Genomic DNA, 17,860 nt, shown 5'->3' on the forward strand with positions numbered 1-17,860 from the left:
GGCTCCACAGGTAGGACTCGAACCTACGACCGATCGGTTAACAGCCGATAGCTCTACCACTGAGCTACTGTGGAATAATATTTATCAGACTTCTTACATTGTAATCGACATTATATGTAATGTCAATAAGTTTTTGTAATTTCTTTGCCGTTTATTTGAGACGGCTTTATTAATTTACCATAATGAATCTATTTTAGTCAAGCATCTTCTACATTTTTTTTAATTTACCTTTACACTTCCCACAAACATATTTAACTGTGTTCACTTTTCTTTTTCGAACATATTTTTGATCACACTGCATACATACATATATGTGCTCTTTTTTCTTTCCATCACTTTCTTTTTTCAATGCCTGACAAAATCGAGGTGCATCTACTTCTTTCATTAACCTTTTAAAGTCTTGATCTCCATGCTTATACCCTTTCCCCTCAATATGCAAATGATAGTGACAGAGCTCATGTTTAATAATTTCTACTATTTCTTGTGTGCCATATTGTTCAAAGTATTTGTAGTTTACTTCTATATTAGATGTACGTAACAAATACCTTCCGCCTGTCGTACGTAACCGAGAATTAAAAGTGGCTTCATGACGAAATGGTTTGTGAAACAGCTTCAATGAAATTTCTTCTACAAGTATTTGTAAATCCTTATCATTCATCTTATATACTCCTCTACTGTATGAAATCACCTGACTAGCTCTTTGAGCATACACTTCATTACATACTCACTATTCACCTTATCATAAATGAAAAGGAGTGATTGTCCTTATGCCAATGTGGCTACAAAAACAAATGAGGCGCGCTTATTCTGAAAAAGACCGTGCACAAATAAAATTGCTCAACCAATGTTGGTTTTTTTATCAAAAAAATAATTCCGCTTCTTAAATCACTTCTTTTTACAAATAAAATTGCCTTTTCAGAAAATCTGAAAAGGCAATTTTATTATTGATGGGGTGGAATCATCGTCAGTGCAACTCTTCCTTTTTTCATATCTACGTCTTCTACCCACACATTCACCAAATCTCCTACTGAAACGACATCGAGGGGATGCTTAACGTACCGATTCGTTAATTTAGAAATATGGACTAGACCGTCTTGCTTAACTCCTATATCGATGAACGCTCCGAAGTCTACGACGTTTCGCACCGTTCCTTCAAGCTGAATACCTTTTGCTAGATCCTCTAGCTTCAAAATATCCTGACGGAGCAAAGGTTTTGGCAGTTCATCACGAGGATCTCTTTCCGGTCTTACGAGCGCTTCTATAATGTCTTTTAAAGTAAGCTCCCCTATACTTAGTTCTTCTGATATTTCGGATAAAGAAATATGTTTTAATGCTTCTTTTACTTTCTCCGTTCCAAGTTCAGTCTCTTTCACTTCCGCTTTCTTTAAAAGCTTTTTAACGTCTCCATATGTTTCAGGATGGATACCCGTTCTGTCTAAAGGTTCTTCACCTTCTATAATACGTAAAAACCCAATACACTGCTCATATGTTTTAGCCCCTAGACGCGGAATTTTCTTCAACTGTTTTCGGTTAGAGAATTTTCCGTTTTCATCCCGATATTTTACAATGTTTTGAGCAACTGTCTTATTTAGACCAGCAACGTATTGTAGAAGCGAAGCAGAAGCCGTGTTTGCATTCACTCCTACTTGGTTTACTACTGTCTCTACAATAAAAGTCAGTGAATCATTTAATTGCTTTTGAGACACATCATGCTGATATTGCCCTACTCCTACCGACTTAGGATCGATTTTCACAAGCTCAGCCAGCGGATCTTGCAGCCTTCTGGCAATCGATACAGCGCTTCGCTCTTCTACTTGAAAATCAGGGAATTCTTCTCTAGCAACATCAGAAGCCGAATATACGCTTGCTCCCGCTTCATTCACAATCAAATAATAAACTGGGTTTTCAATTTCTTTAAGAACATCCGCTACAAATTGCTCCGTTTCGCGAGATGCCGTTCCATTTCCAATTGCCACTACTTCAATAGGGTATTCAGCGAACATTTTCTTTAATTTATTTTGTGCTTCAGCTGCTTTTCTCACAGGAGGATGTGGATAAATAACATCAATTTTTAATACCTTGCCTGTTTCATCTACTACAGCTAATTTGCAGCCTGTTCGAAAAGCTGGATCTACTCCTAATACCACTTTCCCTTTCAATGGAGGTTGGAGAAGAAGTTTTCGTAAGTTTTCAGAAAAGATGTGAATGGCTCTTTCTTCCGCTTTTTCTGATAGGTCTTTACGAATTTCGCGTTCAATAGATGGTTCTATTAAGCGTTTATAAGCATCTTCTATAGCTGAGATGATATAACCTTCAACTGAAGAATCCCTTTTCTTGATTACTTCTTTATGTAAATATGAAAGAATACGATCTGTAGGCGCATCAATACTCACTTTTAAAATACCGTCTTTTTCTCCTCTATTCATAGCTAAAATACGATGAGGAACGATTCGCTTTACCGCTTCTGTATATTCATAGTACATTTCATAGATATTTTTTTCATCTTTTTCCGGATCTTTGACTGAAGTAACAATTATGCCATCTTTTACAGTGGTCGTACGAATCCATTGACGGTAAGATGCTTCGTCAGAAATTTGTTCCGCTACAATGTCTAGGGCTCCCTGAATAGCTTCGTCAGAAGATTGAACTCCTGCTTCTTCATTTATGTATGTTTGCGCTTCAATGTTTACGTCAGAATTCGGGAAACTTAGTAGCCACTGTGCTAATGGTTCAAGACCTTTTTCTTTTGCTACAGTTGCTTTTGTACGTCGTTTTTGCTTAAAAGGGCGGTATAAATCTTCTACTTGCTGCAATTTCTTCGCTTGATGAATTTGAGCAGCCAGTTCCTCAGTTAATTTCCCTTGCTCTTCAATTAATCGGTGAACTTCCTCTTTACGCTCCTCTAAATTCATTAAGTAGTTCCAGGAATCTAAAATATTCCGGATTTGGACTTCATCCAAAGCACCAGTTTGTTCTTTTCTATATCGAGCAATAAAGGGAACTGTATTACCATCTTCTACTAAAGCAATTACGTTTTGTACTTGCTTGTGTGAAATCTCTACCTCTTTACTTACACGTTGAACAATTTGATTATCTAATTTCGTTGCAACAGACACAGCTTATCCTCCTACCTAAATGAAACTTTGTCTCTATTGTAACAAAACTCACATGCAATAACACATGTGAGCTAAAAAGAAAGGCTATGCAGTTGGAAGATGACCAGCGATATACGTAATATCGTCATTATGAGATCGAATTGCTGCCTGTAGGCGTGTCGACAATTGATCGACATTCATCGAGTTAGCAAAAACAGATTTAATCTCTTTTAATTCTAAGCCATCTGTATGAATCAAAAATTTAGAACCGGAGTCATATGGGAAGGTTTGTGTGCGGAACTTTTGAATTTTCCCTGATAAAAAACCTTGAATTGGCAGAGGGTACGTTAATTTCCCCTCCGGAGAATACAGATAAAAGCGGATATTACCTACATTTGTGTAATGAAATTCGTTATGTTTTTTATCAATTTTCAAAATAGCTACTGCTGCGCCTCTTGTATGTCGAGTAGCCTTGTTGCACTTAGAAATGATCTCATCTACATCTAGATGATGATGAGCTTTCGCTACATCCGTAACAGCTACAGAAGCGGCTCTGGCTTGTTCACCGCTTCCTAATCCATCTGCCACTGCACATAGAAAATAATCATCCGTTTCTTTGACATAGTAACTATCTCCACAACACACGTTCCCTTGCTTTGGCTCTTGATATATATGAGTTTGAATCGACTTTGTATTCGGGTCTACTGTCATCACGACATATACTCCGAATCGTTAGAATCTGAGCGAGCTGCAGTCCTTAGCTTATCAAGAGCTCTTCTTTGCAGTCGAGATACATGCATTTGAGAAATCCCTAATTTCTCACCGGCATCTTTTTGACTCAGATTTTCAATAAATGTATAGCGAATTACTTCTTTTTCTCTATCGCTTAATACATGAAGAATCTTTTCTAACACTAAGCGCTGATCAGTTTTCTCATAACCCGACTCTTGTTCACCTACTAAATCAAGGATTGTAACAGTACTTCCATCAGAGTCTGCTTCAATAGAATGATCAACAGACAACGCTTGATAACTTTGCCCCATCTCCATCGTTTCTAAAATTTCTTCCTCTGTCACTCCGATATGATCAGCAATTTCTTTTACTTGAGGAGATCGCTGTAAACGGGTTGTTAGCTCTTCGACAGCTGCTTTAATTTTAGGACCTAATTCTTTGATGCGGCGCGGTACGTGAACACTCCACGTTTTATCGCGTAAAAATCGCTTAATCTCTCCAATGATTGTAGGAACAGCAAACGATTCAAAACTTCTTCCAAATGAAGCATCATACCTTCTAATAGCTCCTAACAGTCCTAGCATCCCTACCTGCACAATATCTTCATGTAAGCTTCTGCCTTTTGAATAACGACGTGCAATAGATTCAACAAGGTTCTTGTAATGTACTACTAGATCACTTTGTGCTTCTTCATCCTGCGTTTTTTGAAAGCGCTCAATTCGTTCCTGAACCTGTTCTTTAGTTAATTTCATAGGTTGAGACTGTGTTTTCATCACTCTCCACCTGCTCTCTTTGCACATACTTAGTCATCATTAGCGTTACACCTTTTGAATTGACCATTTTCACTTCGTCCATTAGTGTTTCAATTAAATATAAACCAAGTCCACCTTCAGGAAGAAATTCAACTTCTTTTGATGTTTCATAAGGTCCTATATGTTCCTTAAGCTCTTCAAAATTAAAGCTTTCGCCTTTATCGACCACCATGATTTCTAAACGGTCATCAAATAAACCAAAACCTACTCTCACTTCACCATTTTCTTCACTCTTGTAAGCATGCTGTACGGCATTTGTACATGCCTCACTCACAGCAATTTTCATATCTTCAATTTCATCATAAGAAAAACCCATCCGGTTCGCTACACCAGACAGCGTCAGTCGAATAATCGCTACATAGTCTGGCTTAGCAGGAATCTTCATCTCAACAAAGTCATAAGGCTGTTTCATTTTACGCCACCTTCTACTTGTGAATTCACGTTTAAAATGTCTGTGAGGCCCGTAATATCAAATAAGCGCTTGATGCGCTCTGATACACCAACAAATTTCAAAGAGCCGTTATTTTTCTTATTGGCTTTTAACAATGCAATAAATACACCTAGTCCTGTACTATCCATGTATGATACATCGGTTAAATCGACTATAATTTCCGGTTCAGTATGTTCAGTAATTTCCATGAACTTTTCTTTTAGCTTAGGTGCTGTATATGCGTCAATCTCTCCAGCCAGCTTAATACGATATGCTTGACCGTCCTTTTGTATATCTATTTTTAAATTCATCGTATTAGTAGACCCCCTCTAATTTTGTGCTATCTTTTCTGTACCCTTATTTAGAATACTTAAACTAAACTCTTCAAAATAATTAATGTAAAATCATCTCTCAATTGAAAATGCTGTAATTTTTCCAGCTCTTTATATACAGATTCTACAATTTCTTGAGGAGACAAATGCATGTATTTTCGAATTAATTTTATGATGTCCAATCTTTCGATAAATCCTTCTTCAGTTCTGCATTCTGTTACACCATCTGTTAACAGAACAATCATATCGCCTTTTGAAAGCTGCTGCTCGTACTGAAGATATTTCACATGGCGATCGACTCCTAGCACGAGTCCTTTTGCTTCCAAATCTTCAAATGAATCAGCTTTGGCATCATAATAAAAGCCTGGCTCATGCCCTGCAGATGCATAATCAAATAAGTTTGTCTCGGGATTATAACTTCCGTAGAACATCGTAATAAACATACTTGGATCTACGTTTCTCTCTACAATATTATTCAAGTTCTCCAATACGTAACTTGGATTTTTTCTTGAGTCCGGTAAGCTGTCCATTGCATACTTGATCATAGACATACACATTGCAGCTGGAATTCCTTTTCCGATCACATCGGCAATGGCAATACTTAACCCACCGTGCTCTTCTTCTACAAAGTGAAAATAATCTCCGTTCATCTGTTTAGCAGGTACGCTAATCGCGCCAATTTCTAAAGTTGAACTAGCCGGAACCTTTGTCCCTAACAGCGTCTGCTGGACGTTAGCGGCAACTTCGATTTCAGAACGAAGTTCCCGCTGCTTATTTTTTAATGTTTGATGCTCACGAAGAGCAAGGCCGTAGCTAATCATTACCTCAAGTAAAAAGTCTAGAGAATGCAGCACTTTTTCTGGAATATCAGAATAAATTTCTTCAATCACTTCTTTATGAATGCTCACAATATCTTCTGGCGATATTTCATTCTCTAAAGATTTTCTACTTAGTTTTTGTCCTTGATACAAAATTTGTTCATTTTGTGTTTGGATATAGTTCCCCAAAATATCTTTGTATAAATCTCTCATCTCTTTATCAAAAGACATTATCTATTTCCTCCTACCGGAGCCACTTAACTGCTTTAATCTCAGTACCTTCTCCGACATTTGTTTCGATGTCAAACTCATCCATCAATCGTTTTACCCCAGGAAGCCCAGCTCCTAGTCCACCCGATGTTGAGTATCCATCTTCCATTACTTTGCGAACGTCGGGGATACCTGGCCCTTCATCTGTTGCTACGACAAGAAGACCGTTTTTTCCTCCACGATTTAATTTCTCAATATAGATTTGACCCTTACCCGCATATAGGTAAATATTACGAGCTAATTCAGAAATGGCGGTTGTAATACGAGCTTGGTCAACTGTTCCAAACCCTAGCTCTTTCGACACATTTCTACCTAATTGGCGTGCCGCTACGATGTCCCATTCTGTTACGATTTTTACGCTGGATTGGAATTCCATATACTAATCCCCCAATTCCGATTGGAGTTTCTCAAGACCTTTTTCTAAATCGAGTGCAGTAAGAACATCGTTTAGGCCAATCCCTAACTCAACAAGTGTAATAGCTACTGCAGGCTGGATACCTGTTAATACTACTCTGGCCCCCATCAAATTAGACATGCTAACCACGTCACCTAACACTTTTGCGATGAATGAATCGATCATATCAATTGAAGTTAAATCGATTACCACTCCTTTTGCTCCAGTTTGATGAATTTTACTTAGCAAATCTTCTTGGAATTGAATAGCCGTTTGATCATCCAGCTCCCATTGAATGGATACCAATAAGTAGTCGTACAATTTCAAAATGGGTATTCTCACGTTTATTCCTCCGATTCTATATCAACTATTTTCCGCTCAGTCATTTCTAACGCAAACTCTACACCTTTTTTTAATGAGTTTTTCGTAATAATTTCATTTAAGTTAATACCTAAGTTCACAATAGTCTGAGCAATTTCCGGACGAATTCCTACTAACAAACACTTGGCTCCAACCAAACGTACGGCTTCAGCAGCTTGAATGATATGATGGGCAACCATCGTATCCACTACTGGTACTCCGGTAATATCTATTAATACGACCTCTGATCGGTGCTTTACGACACCTTGCAGTAAGTTTTCCATAATTTTCTTCGCGCGATCAGTGTCAATTGTTCCCACAAGCGGCATTACCGTAATTTTATCAAATACCGGTATTAATGGAGCAGACAATTCTTGAAGTGCAACTTTTTGCAACATAACTGTATTTTCCCACGAGTTGGAGTATTGTTCTACTATTTTGTTATAAATAGGGCTTAACCACTTGTCAAACCGATAGAATAATTCAGAATGAGTTTGATCAGCCTTTACATGTTCACTGTTTACATACCCTTCAACCACTACATGACCCAAGTTACGTACACCCTGTGTCAAATAAGCAAGAGGCCATCCTAAACTCACAACTCGTCCTACTACTTCCTCTAGTTCCTCTGCAAAATTTTCCTGATCACGGAATGCTTTTGCCAAAAGTAAATTTACAAAATCAGAGCTTACATTTACGTACACTTGCTCGGATACAATGTTTTTAATCCGCTCTGTTTCCACATCATTCATTAACACTAGCCATCGATCAAAAATTTCTGATTTATGATTTTGTATATAATTGAATAAATCTTGATTCATGAGGTCCTCCTTGTGAGTCAATACACTCATTTATATCTATATATATTATCATTTTTAAAACGTTTCTTATTACAATATACGTTTACTGATTATTCCTAGTCAAATTAAAAAAGTTGCTCATAAAGGAGCAACTTAGCATAAATGGAAGTATAATTCTAAAAGTCGATAAGTCCTACACTGATTTGCAAGGCTTCATCCACTCTGTCCATCATTTCATCATCTAAATGGGTAATCTTGTCTGTTAGCCTCTGTTTATCAATAGTACGAATTTGTTCTAGTAAAATAACTGAATCTCGCTCAAATCCATAGCGCTTTGCATCAATTTCAACATGCGTAGGTAACTTTGCCTTTTGAATTTGAGCAGTGATCGCAGCTACAATAACAGTTGGGCTAAAACGATTGCCTATATCATTTTGAATGACAAGTACAGGGCGAACGCCTCCTTGTTCTGAGCCAACAACAGGAGATAGGTCAGCAAAATAAACGTCGCCACGTTTGACTACCAAGTCATTACCCCCCGCTTACTAAACGATCCACAGTATGATCAGCTTCATACTCTGCTAGAAAAGCCTCGGAAGCAATATTTAAGTTTATCTTTGCCATCTCCATATATCCACGTCTCATTGATTCGCGAATATGGCGTTTTTTTCGCTCACGAAGGTACAATTTTGTTGCTTGGTGAATAAAATCACTTCGGTTGCCATTTTCTTGTTTAACCATAAGATCGAGCTCCGATACTAAATTTTTCGGTAATCTTACTAGGATTTCTGTAGTTGCGCTCGCTTCAGACACAAACATACACCTCCAACATCAATACACACACCAATAGTCTCATCTTTCCTTATCATAACATTGATTAGCTTTAATGGAAAGTTAATTCTGTCAATTTCTACACTATTATCGTCAATTGATACCCTCTTTTATGCATGGAAGTTATTATTTTATTGTCTTTTGTTCGCAGGCTTTTTATGTTGACTCAGGAAGATGTATATTCAGCGCAAGATATAATTATTAACATGAATGTGCTGAGAATCTCTTGTATAAACCCTCGGAACCCTTGCTGCAATCATGCAAGGGATTTCATAATTAATTGTTTCAAGATGCTTTGCTACTTCATCAATTGTAATTTCAGCACCTTGTTGTTTTCCAATAAATGTTACTTTTGTACCCGTTTTATACATTTTAGGCAATTTAATCATCAATTGATCCATGCATATCCTACCAATAATTGGCACTTTAACTCCATCTACTAACACTTCAAAATTACTTAATTTACGAATCCAGCCGTCTGCGTATCCTACTGGAATAGTAGCAATCCATTCATCTTCTTTAGCTTCATAAGTAGCTCCGTAACTGATATGACTCCCTTTTTTGACTTTTTTAACATGCACAATACGGCTGTGCAGCGAAAAAGCTTGTTTTAACGGAATTGGCAAGACTTCTTTTAATTCCTCTGAAGGACTCAAGCCATACATAGAGATACCTAAGCGTACGCCATTAAAGATATCGCTCGGACGACGAAGCAAAGCTGCGCTATTTGCACAGTGAATCATCGGAGGTGTAAAATTATGTTCTTTCACAATTCGAACCATTTCTTCAAAGAATGTGTATTGTTCTTCAAAATAAGACGAATTTAGCTCGTCTGCTGTTGCAAAGTGCGTAAACACTCCATCCAGCGCGAACCCTGAATGAGAAGTGATGATATTCATCGTTTCGTGTAATTCTTCTTTTGTTCTAATTCCTAAGCGACCCATGCCTGTATCTATTTTTAAATGCATATGCAACTGACTGTTTGCACCTAGAATGGACGCCGCTTCTTCAATCCAAGCTTTGCTATAAGCAGTGACCGTTACATCCCACTTCAATGCAGTTTGAATGTGTAAGGGAGGCACGGCTCCTAATACTAAAATGGATTCCTTTATTCCTTTTTTTCGAAGAGCAATAGCTTCATCCAAAAAAGCTACAGCTAGCATATCAGCGCCAGCTTGAAGCGCAATCTCTGCTACTTCTTTATCTCCATGCCCGTACGCATTCGCTTTTACTACGGCCATTAACGTTTTATGCCCCGGTATAAGTTCTCTTACATGATTCACATTTTGAAAAATGGCTTCTACATCAATTTCTGCCCATGTTTCTCTATAAAATGCATCCATTACTACGACACTTCCTTTTTTCAGAACCATTCTAAACGTACTTTCCTCTGTTAGTATAATACATCTATAGCCAAACTTCATCTCGATCTTTATTCAAATTAAGCAAGAACAAGCCTACATATATGCAGGCTTGTAAGCTTCTCTTATTTTCCCATCTGACTTTGCACAGATCTAGCAACTGTACTCAATTCATCTGGTGTCAGCTGATCAGAAGCCAGCATAAAGTCTACTCCATTATATGTCCAAGATAGACTTTTATCCGTTAAAGCTCCCACAGTAAAACCTAAATCAAATGGCTCTCCGGCAGTAACTGTAGATGTTGCTGTTTTAGCTACTTGCGCTTTTTCTTGTACAAGCGTAAACGGCTTTTCTCCTTTGTACATTAAAACGACTCTCTCACCATTTTCCGTCTCGATTTTCTTTTCCTTGGACAGCTTTGTACCTTTTGGAACGTCCTTAGGATAAAGAACGCTAAATGATTTGTGCTGAGCTAATGTCGGAATGTCAATCTTTGCACTTGTCATGTTTCTTTTTGTATCAAAAGCCCCTTTATCAAACTTAGAATCGAATTTCACCTTAGAGAAATCAACTTTTATTAACACTTTATTATCCGTATCCATAATTTTAACCGACACAGGCGCTAAGTCACTTTTGTTCAGCGTAATTTCTTGTTTAGGAAGCATTGTGCTATTTTGATAGTTCGTTTTTGTTTCAAAAATATAATGTTTATCCGTTGATTTAAAACTTGCCTTTTCATCCTTCACAATATCTTGGACAAGGGATTCATACAAATAAGCTTGACTGCTATTTTGCGGCCAGTCACTTTGAAAACGAAAGCTTTTATTTAAGGCAGGCGTTAAAACAAAAACCCCTTCATCATTACGCAAAATCATTTGGCTTTGATCTTTCTTTGTATTTTTCAAATTCACTCGATAGTACATAGGCTTACTATGCCAAATCTCTACATCGTATACTTGAGCATCTTTCCCTGTATTCAATGTCATCTTAGCATCTGATTTATACCCCGCCATTTCTTGTACCTTGGCATCCAATGCATCTGTTACATCCTGCTGACTTTTTTCACCGCATGCTGATAAGGCTAAGAGAAAAAAGGCGCAAACAAATAAGCCAACCCATTTTTTATGCATTTCCCCAACTCCTTTGTTTCGTATATTCACAGCTAAACGGAGAAGCAAGAACATATCTTGTCTCCCCTATCCACACTATGAATATATGAACAAGAAATAGTGAATATGCAGACTAGCTTGACAAGCGTTCAATAATTACTTGAGCAATCGCATAGTGCGCACTGTGGGAAATAGATACGTGTACAGACGCTTCCAGTGGTTGTTTTGTAACAATGTGGGGTTTCCCTCTTTCATCATTCACGATTTCGATATCTTGGAAGCTGAAATCTTTCCCTATTCCTGTTCCAAGAGCTTTCGAATATGCTTCCTTCACAGCAAATCTTCCTGCTAAAAATTCGACCTTACGTCGGCTTGATAGCTTTTCATAGCGTTCTCTTTCATTTTTTGTTAAAATCCGAGTAATAAAAGCGCTTTGACGCTGCACCATTTTTTCAATCCGCTCTAACTCTGTAATATCAATTCCAGTTCCTATAATCATTTTCATTTAATCCTCTCTTACAGAATAGTATATAAAAATGCCTTTATAAAAAGGAGTGACAAATATGTTCGTACGCACAGAAAATGCAGCTGAATTTAAACGTTTTTATCCTGTTACCTTCACGCTTATCTGCATCCACATTGCGCTATGGTTACTTGCCGCTCTTCCCTCACACCTTGCAGAATCTTTTATACATCAGCTTATTGGTGTGAATAGTTTAATTTCCCAAGGAGACTACTGGCGGCTTTTCACACCTATCTTTTTACATCTAAGCTTTTCACATCTTCTTTTTAACTCATTTTCATTGTTCTTGTTAGGACCAGGCGCTGAGCGTATTCTTTCTTCTTATAAGTTTCTTCTATTCTACCTTACGTGTGGATTGCTTGGAAATATCGTTACATTTCTAATCCAATCTTCTTTTTACAGCCATGTGGGTGCATCCGGTGCCATTTTCGGACTGCTCGGATATTACCTCTATCTTGTCATAAAACAAAAGCATATGCTTTCTAAAAGCAACCAGCAAATCATTGTCGTCTTTTTAATTATTGGATTACTTTCAGGTCTGCTAACGCCAGGAACCAACAATACAGCTCATTTCGCTGGAGGTATTGCTGGATTTCTTCTCGCTTTTCTTACGTTCAAACCGAAAAACAAGCCACAGATATGAGGCCTGCTTTAGGATTTAATATAAAAAGTGGATGAGTTAATAAATTCCACATCTTCATAAGTTTTTAAATCTCTTACTAACTGAAAGAGCGCTTCATCTTTTTTCTTAGCTTCAATCATGCAATCAATTTGCGGTATCGTTCCATTTACTTCTTTTAAAAAGCTGTAAAACCCATTAACATCGATATAATCTGCATGGGCTCTAAATTCTTTATCACTTTTAGGACTAGATATATGCATTTTTAGAGGGAGTGTTTCATGTTCCCATGTTCTAATGATACGGTCCCAATGCTCTTGCCATGAAGTTTCATCATTGTTCGCCTGATGATGATGAAGATCAAAAATGATTGGGACATTTAGTTTTTCACATAAATACAAGACGTCTTTTATATGAAAGGTTGTATCGTCGTTTTCCAACATAATCATTTGCTGAAGGGATTGAGGTACAAGCCCCCAATTATGAATAAACTGCTCCAGTGCTTTTTCTTTATCATTATAAGCTCCTCCAACATGTAAAACACAGCGATTTTGAAGCGGAATATCCATTCCTTTCAGCAACTTTTGATGCATGCGAAGAGTTTGGATAGAATGCTTAAAAACCTCTTTATCCGTTGAGTTTAAAACAACAAAATGATCCGGGTGAAAATCTACTCGCATTGGATGTTCCTTCAAAAATACAGAAATACGCTGAAGAGCATCTTTTAAAGGAGCTATGTAATTCCACTCTTTTAGTGCCTCATGGTTAGCTAATGGAATTAACTTAGAACTGAATCGAAAAAACTCAATTTCACTCCACGCATTATGTTTTAATAACCGTAAGCAGTTTTCTAAGTTGGATATTGCAATACGTTCGAGCTTGCGAATGGCCGCTTCATGGTCTTTCACACGCTGAAATTGTGCAAAAGTCATTGTTTGAGAAGGAGAACTATTTTCCAAATGAACGCTCATCGCCACATAACCTAACCGAACAATGGTCGACATTAGTGAACACCCCATTTTATTTTACTCATAGTGTGCACCAATAAAATAGCAATTAACACATAAAAAAACGAGCCTGTTAAGGCTCGTTTTTATTTTACGCTTTGCTGCGAGAATCTTTACGATTACTGCTGCTATTGCGATTTCTATTATCACTGCCGTTGCTTCCACCGCGACGCTTGTCACCAAAACGCTTTGAGTTTCCACGACGATTTTGCTGTGAGTAGTTTTTAGAGTTAGAACGTGAACGACCTCCGCCATTTCCACGTTTGTTTTTATCACCTTTTGCAATTACCGGTGGTTCAGCAGTTAATTGAATTGGTGATTCATTTGGTTCTTTTGTAAATAATTTGATTGCCGCTGCCACTAATGAAACTGAATCGTGCTCTTCAAGTAACTCTTCTGCCAACTGTTTGTAGTAAGATAAGTTGCCTTGTGTCACAGATTCCGTTAATTTGTCAGCTGCAATACGCTGTTGACCTTCCATTGCTTCATCAAGCGTTGGAGCAGTCATACGCTCCATTTTACGTTTTGTTGTACGCTCAATATTGTGTAACTGTCCAGTTTCTCTTGGCGTTACAAATGTCATAGCAGCACCCATTTTACCAGCACGGCCTGTACGTCCGATACGGTGTACATAGCTCTCCGGATCTTGAGGGATATCAAAGTTGTATACATGAGTAACACCAGAAATATCAAGTCCGCGTGCAGCTACGTCTGTCGCAACTAATACATCAATAGAACCTTCTTTAAATTGACGTAGTACAGATAGACGTTTCGATTGTGTCAAGTCACCATGGATACCTTGTGCAGAATAACCACGCATATTTAATGCTTCTGATAACTCATCAACACGGCGCTTTGTACGACCAAAGATGATAGCTAATTCAGGTGATTGCATATCTAAAAGACGAGTAAGGATATCAAATTTACGCTTTTCTTGTACTTCTAAATAATACTGCGTAATGTTTGGCATCGTTACTTCTTTTGCTTTTACTTTTACCACTTTTGGTTCGTTCATGAATTTTTCAGCAATGCGACGGATTGGAGTAGGCATTGTTGCTGAGAATAAAAGTGTTTGGTGGTTCTCAGGTACGTTTGATAAGATTTTTTCAATGTCTTCGATGAATCCCATGTTTAACATTTCATCTGCTTCATCTAAAATAACTGTATGAACGTCTTGTAGACGAAGTGTACGACGATTAATATGATCTAGCATACGTCCTGGTGTCCCTACGATGATATGAGGGTGCTTTTTCAATGCACGAATTTGACGACTGATATCTTGACCACCATAAATTGATAGCACGCGTACGCGCTTTGTTTGACCAATTTTGTAAAGTTCTTCAGATACCTGTACAGCAAGTTCACGAGTAGGAGCAATAATTAACCCTTGAATTGCATCTACGTTTACATCAACTTTTTCAATAAGAGGAATACCAAATGCCGCTGTTTTCCCTGTTCCTGTTTGTGCTTGTCCGATCAAATCGTGACCTTCTAGTGCTAATGGGATAGTTTCTGATTGAATTGGTGTTGCTTCTTCAAAACCCATTTTACTCACAGCTTTGTTAAGCTGTTGACTTAATCCTAAATCTTGAAATAATGCCAAGTTTTTCAAACTCCTTTTATATTTAGACTATCTATATTTTACAAAAAAAAGCATTCTCCGAGGAAACGGAAAATGCTCTAAACGACTACTTCAATAAATTCAACGTTTAGAGTATAAGCGCCTCAAGACACTCAGACTACATCATAACACTATGGCTTTCCGTTTGCAATAGAGCTTACTTATACTCTTTTTAATATCACGGTAATTTATGCATCATTTTTGAGATAACTTCCTCAAGCTTCATCCCTCGAGATGCTTTCACTAAAACCACATCTTCTCTTGTTGTAATCGCTGTTAATTTTTCAACAAGCTCATCTTTCTCCTCAAAGTGTATTACCTTATCTTCTGCAAAATTATTTTTTGCTCCTTGCTCAATTTCAACAGATAAAGGACCGTATGTTAGAACATAATCAATTTTTTCTGCTTGAATAAACTCTCCCACTTCTTTGTGGAACTCTTTTTCCTGATCGCCTAATTCAAGCATATCCCCAAGAACAAGAATTTTTTGCTTATAGCCTTCTAAATCATGCATCAACGTGATAGCAGCTTTAACGGACGTTGGACTTGCGTTATATGCGTCGTTAATGAAGGTCAGGCCATCTGTTCGTTTTACAAGCTCCATACGCATATTTGTTAGCTTTAATTCTTTTAATCCCTTAGCGATTGTTTCGTTGTCTAGTCCAAAATAATGACCTACCGCAATAGCAGAAAGCGCATTGTGAACATTATGTTTACCTAATACCGGGATAAAGAATGAATATGTTGTTTCACGTGAAACAGTGAATGTTGTTCCTAACTCTTCGGCTGAAATAGCACTTGGATACAAATCGTTTTGTTCTGAGCTGCCAAATGTCACCGTTTCAAATGCTGGATTAACTACGCGCGACGTTAAAAGTGGCTCATCACCATTATAGACAAGCTGGCCTGTTGGTGCTAAGCCGCTTGTAATTTCTAATTTTGCCTCCGCAATTCCATCACGACTTCCTAAGTCTTGAAGGTGCGATTCTCCGATATTTGTAATAATGGCCACATCAGGCTCCGCTAAATTAGAAAGAAACTCAATCTCTCCTCGGCTGCTCATGCCCATTTCTAAAACGGCAATATCATGAGTTTCATCTAAACGCAAAATAGTAAGCGGCATGCCAATATGATTATTAAAGTTTCCATCTGTTTTCAGAACACGGTAAGTTGTATCAAGCACAGCTTTCACCATGTCTTTTGCCGTTGTTTTTCCGTTACTTCCTGTAATGCCCACTACTTTAATATCTAACTCGTGACGATAGGATTTCGCTAATTGCTGAAGAGCTTCTAGCGTATCATCGACTAAAATAACGCTAATGTCTGTCGGTGGGTTTTCTTCATCTTTGTTCCACAGAGTAGCGACCGCTCCGTTTTCAATTGCTTTATCGACAAATACATGCCCGTTAAAACGTTCCCCTTTAATTGGGATATATAAATTGCCTTGCTGAATAGTTCTCGTATCAATTGAGACTCCCTCAATTACAGTTGCTTCGTTCCCGCTATGAAATACACTTCCTGGAATCATTGCAGCTAGCTGTTTAAGCGTACGTTTAATCATTGTTGGTTTGCTCCTCTCGATATAAAGTAAACTATGGATACTATTTAATTGAAACTAAACACAGAAACACTATTCATGATGAATAGTGTTGTGTGAGTTACATTGTGTGTTTAATTTGCTGCTTTTCGGTATGACGTTCAATTGCTAGTGATACAAGTTTTTCAATTAAATCTGGATATTCAACACCTGCGTGTTTCCACAATAACGGGAACATACTGAAAGGTGTAAAACCAGGCATCGTATTCACTTCATTAATAATGAATTTACCTTCTGATGTTAAGAAGAAATCTGCACGTACAAGACCAGATCCATCAATTGCTTTAAATGCTTTGATTGCTAGTGCTGACATTTCTTGATGCTGTTCTTCTGTAATTTCAGCTGGAATAATAAGACCTGTATCGCCGTCTTCATATTTTGCTTTGTAATCGTAAAACGCTTTTTTAGGTAAGATTTCTCCAACTACTGAACAAGCTGCTTCATCATTCCCTAACACACCAATTTCAACTTCACGACCAACTGCTGCTGCTTCTACAATGATTTTTCGATCAAATAAGAAGGCTTCAACAAATGCCGCTTCTAACTCTTCGCGGTTATCACATTTGCTGATCCCAACACTTGAACCTAAGTTTGCTGGTTTAACAAAGCAAGGGTATCCAAGTGTTTCTACTTTTTCATAAGCAGCCGTTCGATCTGCTTCCCACTCGCGGCGGATAAATGATACGTACTCCACTTGAGGCAGACCTGCCTGTGCAAACAGCTGCTTCATTACAACTTTATCCATACCAGCTGCTGAAGCTAATACGCCGTTTCCAACATAAGGAATATTCAATAATTCTAATAATCCTTGTACCGTACCATCTTCTCCATTTGGACCATGAAGAAGTGGGAAAATAACATCTAGTTGATCATCTGTTTTTGAATCTGTTAATGCAAACATTTCTGTATTCAATGAAACTGGTGAAATAGCTGTTCCGTTATCTTGAATTTCTAATTGAGCAACTGTTTCAAGCGGACCAGTCAGCTGTGTGCCGCGAATCCATTTTCCTGTTTCTGTAATGTAAATTGGATGCACTTCATATTTATCGTGATTAATTGCTTTTGAAACTGCTAGAGCTGTTTGTAAAGATACTTTATGTTCAGCGGATTTTCCTCCGTATAAAAGGCCAAGCTTAATTTTCACTGATG

21 protein-coding genes and 1 tRNA gene are annotated in these 17,860 nt (G+C 37.8%); 2 read left to right on the top strand and 20 right to left on the bottom strand.

From position 1 onward, the window contains the following. Positions 1–2: 2 nt before the first annotated feature. Both ACH0CI_RS24775 and ACH0CI_RS24780 read right to left on the bottom strand, forming a co-directional pair. Positions 3–74 (bottom strand) — tRNA-Asn (locus tag ACH0CI_RS24775). A 134-nt stretch (positions 75–208) separates the two neighbouring features. Next, positions 209–658 (bottom strand): SprT family protein, encoded by a 450-nt coding sequence (locus tag ACH0CI_RS24780; RefSeq protein ID WP_028411875.1) that lies wholly within the window; start codon positions 656–658, stop codon positions 209–211. Positions 659–767: 109 nt separating this feature from the next. On the opposite strand from ACH0CI_RS24780, the gene cmpA reads away from it, so the two are divergent. After that, positions 768–884 (top strand): cortex morphogenetic protein CmpA, encoded by a 117-nt coding sequence (gene cmpA / locus ACH0CI_RS24785; RefSeq protein WP_013055014.1) that lies wholly within the window; start codon positions 768–770, stop codon positions 882–884. A gap of 57 nt (positions 885–941) precedes the next feature. On the opposite strand, the gene ACH0CI_RS24790 is transcribed toward cmpA, so the two are convergent. The 14 genes from ACH0CI_RS24790 to acpS all read right to left on the bottom strand — a co-directional run bounded on the left by ACH0CI_RS24790 (position 942) and on the right by acpS (position 11,843). Further along, a complete protein-coding gene (locus tag ACH0CI_RS24790; protein WP_406902394.1) occupies positions 942–3,116 on the bottom strand; it encodes a Tex family protein in 2,175 nt (724 codons plus the stop codon). Positions 3,117–3,200: 84 nt separating this feature from the next. Beyond that, positions 3,201–3,806, bottom strand: coding sequence for a PP2C family serine/threonine-protein phosphatase (locus ACH0CI_RS24795; RefSeq protein WP_033580804.1), 606 nt, complete (start codon positions 3,804–3,806; stop codon positions 3,201–3,203). Then, entirely contained in the window at positions 3,806–4,600 is a 795-nt protein-coding gene (sigB, locus tag ACH0CI_RS24800) for an RNA polymerase sigma factor SigB (protein ID WP_013055011.1), read from the bottom strand. The genes ACH0CI_RS24795 and sigB overlap by 1 nt, the downstream gene beginning before the upstream one ends. Next, a complete protein-coding gene (rsbW, locus tag ACH0CI_RS24805; RefSeq protein ID WP_025753516.1) occupies positions 4,566–5,051 on the bottom strand; it encodes an anti-sigma B factor RsbW in 486 nt (161 codons plus the stop codon). The genes sigB and rsbW overlap by 35 nt, the downstream gene beginning before the upstream one ends. Further along, positions 5,048–5,380, bottom strand: a complete 333-nt coding sequence (locus tag ACH0CI_RS24810; RefSeq protein ID WP_013055009.1) for an anti-sigma factor antagonist — start codon at positions 5,378–5,380, stop codon at positions 5,048–5,050. Before ACH0CI_RS24810 ends, rsbW begins: the two co-directional genes overlap by 4 nt. A gap of 59 nt (positions 5,381–5,439) precedes the next feature. Continuing rightward, on the bottom strand, positions 5,440–6,450 hold the full coding sequence (locus ACH0CI_RS24815; RefSeq protein ID WP_013055008.1) for a PP2C family protein-serine/threonine phosphatase: 1,011 nt from the start codon (positions 6,448–6,450) through the stop codon (positions 5,440–5,442). 13 nt (positions 6,451–6,463) lie between these two features. Continuing rightward, complete coding sequence (locus tag ACH0CI_RS24820) at positions 6,464–6,865, bottom strand: anti-sigma regulatory factor (RefSeq protein ID WP_013055007.1); 402 nt, start codon at positions 6,863–6,865, stop codon at positions 6,464–6,466. A gap of 3 nt (positions 6,866–6,868) precedes the next feature. Then, entirely contained in the window at positions 6,869–7,225 is a 357-nt protein-coding gene (locus ACH0CI_RS24825; RefSeq protein WP_013055006.1) for an STAS domain-containing protein, read from the bottom strand. Between the two features lie 2 nt (positions 7,226–7,227). Beyond that, positions 7,228–8,064 carry an RsbT co-antagonist protein RsbRA gene (locus ACH0CI_RS24830; RefSeq protein ID WP_013055005.1) on the bottom strand — a complete coding sequence of 279 codons (837 nt, stop codon included), beginning with the start codon at positions 8,062–8,064 and terminating at the stop codon, positions 7,228–7,230. Positions 8,065–8,219: 155 nt separating this feature from the next. Then, the gene (gene ndoA, locus ACH0CI_RS24835; protein ID WP_013055004.1) at positions 8,220–8,570 is read right to left on the bottom strand and encodes a type II toxin-antitoxin system endoribonuclease NdoA; all 351 of its coding nucleotides are present in this window, start codon (positions 8,568–8,570) and stop codon (positions 8,220–8,222) included. Between the two features lie 4 nt (positions 8,571–8,574). Then, complete coding sequence (locus tag ACH0CI_RS24840) at positions 8,575–8,856, bottom strand: CopG family ribbon-helix-helix protein (RefSeq protein WP_013055003.1); 282 nt, start codon at positions 8,854–8,856, stop codon at positions 8,575–8,577. A gap of 200 nt (positions 8,857–9,056) precedes the next feature. Beyond that, the gene (gene alr / locus ACH0CI_RS24845; RefSeq protein ID WP_335706846.1) at positions 9,057–10,247 is read right to left on the bottom strand and encodes an alanine racemase; all 1,191 of its coding nucleotides are present in this window, start codon (positions 10,245–10,247) and stop codon (positions 9,057–9,059) included. Between the two features lie 113 nt (positions 10,248–10,360). Beyond that, positions 10,361–11,419 carry a LolA family protein gene (locus tag ACH0CI_RS24850; protein ID WP_048022353.1) on the bottom strand — a complete coding sequence of 353 codons (1,059 nt, stop codon included), beginning with the start codon at positions 11,417–11,419 and terminating at the stop codon, positions 10,361–10,363. 58 nt (positions 11,420–11,477) lie between these two features. After that, a complete protein-coding gene (acpS, locus tag ACH0CI_RS24855) occupies positions 11,478–11,843 on the bottom strand; it encodes a holo-ACP synthase (RefSeq protein WP_028411881.1) in 366 nt (121 codons plus the stop codon). Between the two features lie 64 nt (positions 11,844–11,907). Here acpS and ACH0CI_RS24860 point away from each other — a divergent pair, with 64 nt between their 5' ends. Continuing rightward, positions 11,908–12,510 (top strand): rhomboid family intramembrane serine protease, encoded by a 603-nt coding sequence (locus tag ACH0CI_RS24860; RefSeq protein WP_335706845.1) that lies wholly within the window; start codon positions 11,908–11,910, stop codon positions 12,508–12,510. Positions 12,511–12,518: 8 nt separating this feature from the next. Here ACH0CI_RS24860 and uvsE read toward each other — a convergent pair whose 3' ends face one another. From uvsE to ACH0CI_RS24880, 4 genes are all read right to left on the bottom strand, one after another. Next, positions 12,519–13,490, bottom strand: a complete 972-nt coding sequence (uvsE, locus tag ACH0CI_RS24865) for a UV DNA damage repair endonuclease UvsE (RefSeq protein ID WP_033580801.1) — start codon at positions 13,488–13,490, stop codon at positions 12,519–12,521. A 94-nt stretch (positions 13,491–13,584) separates the two neighbouring features. Beyond that, positions 13,585–15,096: a degradosome RNA helicase CshA gene (gene cshA / locus ACH0CI_RS24870; RefSeq protein ID WP_028411884.1), complete on the bottom strand. Its 1,512-nt coding sequence runs from the start codon at positions 15,094–15,096 to the stop codon at positions 13,585–13,587. A 196-nt stretch (positions 15,097–15,292) separates the two neighbouring features. Continuing rightward, a complete protein-coding gene (locus tag ACH0CI_RS24875) occupies positions 15,293–16,675 on the bottom strand; it encodes a UDP-N-acetylmuramoyl-tripeptide--D-alanyl-D-alanine ligase (protein WP_033580800.1) in 1,383 nt (460 codons plus the stop codon). 97 nt (positions 16,676–16,772) lie between these two features. Further along, on the bottom strand, positions 16,773–17,855 hold the full coding sequence (locus tag ACH0CI_RS24880) for a D-alanine--D-alanine ligase (protein ID WP_013054995.1): 1,083 nt from the start codon (positions 17,853–17,855) through the stop codon (positions 16,773–16,775). Positions 17,856–17,860: the final 5 nt, after the last annotated feature.

Source organism: Priestia sp. 179-F W1.4 NHS (assembly GCF_045369295.1).
Lineage (GTDB): Bacteria > Bacillota > Bacilli > Bacillales > Bacillaceae_H > Priestia > Priestia zanthoxyli.

What these genes read in the sequence shown, in the direction of transcription:
- ACH0CI_RS24875 (WP_033580800.1), bottom strand. Translation starts at nt 16,675, where the DNA reads ATGATTAAACGTACGCTTAAACAGCTAGCTGCAATGATTCCAGGAAGT.
- ACH0CI_RS24860 (WP_335706845.1), top strand. Translation starts at nt 11,908, where the DNA reads ATGTTCGTACGCACAGAAAATGCAGCTGAATTTAAACGTTTTTATCCT.
- rsbW (WP_025753516.1), bottom strand. Translation starts at nt 5,051, where the DNA reads ATGAAACAGCCTTATGACTTTGTTGAGATGAAGATTCCTGCTAAGCCA.
- ACH0CI_RS24780 (WP_028411875.1), bottom strand. Translation starts at nt 658, where the DNA reads ATGAATGATAAGGATTTACAAATACTTGTAGAAGAAATTTCATTGAAG.
- ACH0CI_RS24830 (WP_013055005.1), bottom strand. Translation starts at nt 8,064, where the DNA reads ATGAATCAAGATTTATTCAATTATATACAAAATCATAAATCAGAAATT.
- sigB (WP_013055011.1), bottom strand. Translation starts at nt 4,600, where the DNA reads ATGAAAACACAGTCTCAACCTATGAAATTAACTAAAGAACAGGTTCAG.
- ACH0CI_RS24810 (WP_013055009.1), bottom strand. Translation starts at nt 5,380, where the DNA reads ATGAATTTAAAAATAGATATACAAAAGGACGGTCAAGCATATCGTATT.
- ACH0CI_RS24795 (WP_033580804.1), bottom strand. Translation starts at nt 3,806, where the DNA reads ATGACAGTAGACCCGAATACAAAGTCGATTCAAACTCATATATATCAA.
- acpS (WP_028411881.1), bottom strand. Translation starts at nt 11,843, where the DNA reads ATGATTATAGGAACTGGAATTGATATTACAGAGTTAGAGCGGATTGAA.
- cmpA (WP_013055014.1), top strand. Translation starts at nt 768, where the DNA reads ATGCCAATGTGGCTACAAAAACAAATGAGGCGCGCTTATTCTGAAAAA.
- ACH0CI_RS24815 (WP_013055008.1), bottom strand. Translation starts at nt 6,450, where the DNA reads ATGTCTTTTGATAAAGAGATGAGAGATTTATACAAAGATATTTTGGGG.
- ACH0CI_RS24850 (WP_048022353.1), bottom strand. Translation starts at nt 11,419, where the DNA reads ATGTTCTTGCTTCTCCGTTTAGCTGTGAATATACGAAACAAAGGAGTT.
- uvsE (WP_033580801.1), bottom strand. Translation starts at nt 13,490, where the DNA reads ATGTCGACCATTGTTCGGTTAGGTTATGTGGCGATGAGCGTTCATTTG.
- alr (WP_335706846.1), bottom strand. Translation starts at nt 10,247, where the DNA reads ATGGTTCTGAAAAAAGGAAGTGTCGTAGTAATGGATGCATTTTATAGA.
- ACH0CI_RS24820 (WP_013055007.1), bottom strand. Translation starts at nt 6,865, where the DNA reads ATGGAATTCCAATCCAGCGTAAAAATCGTAACAGAATGGGACATCGTA.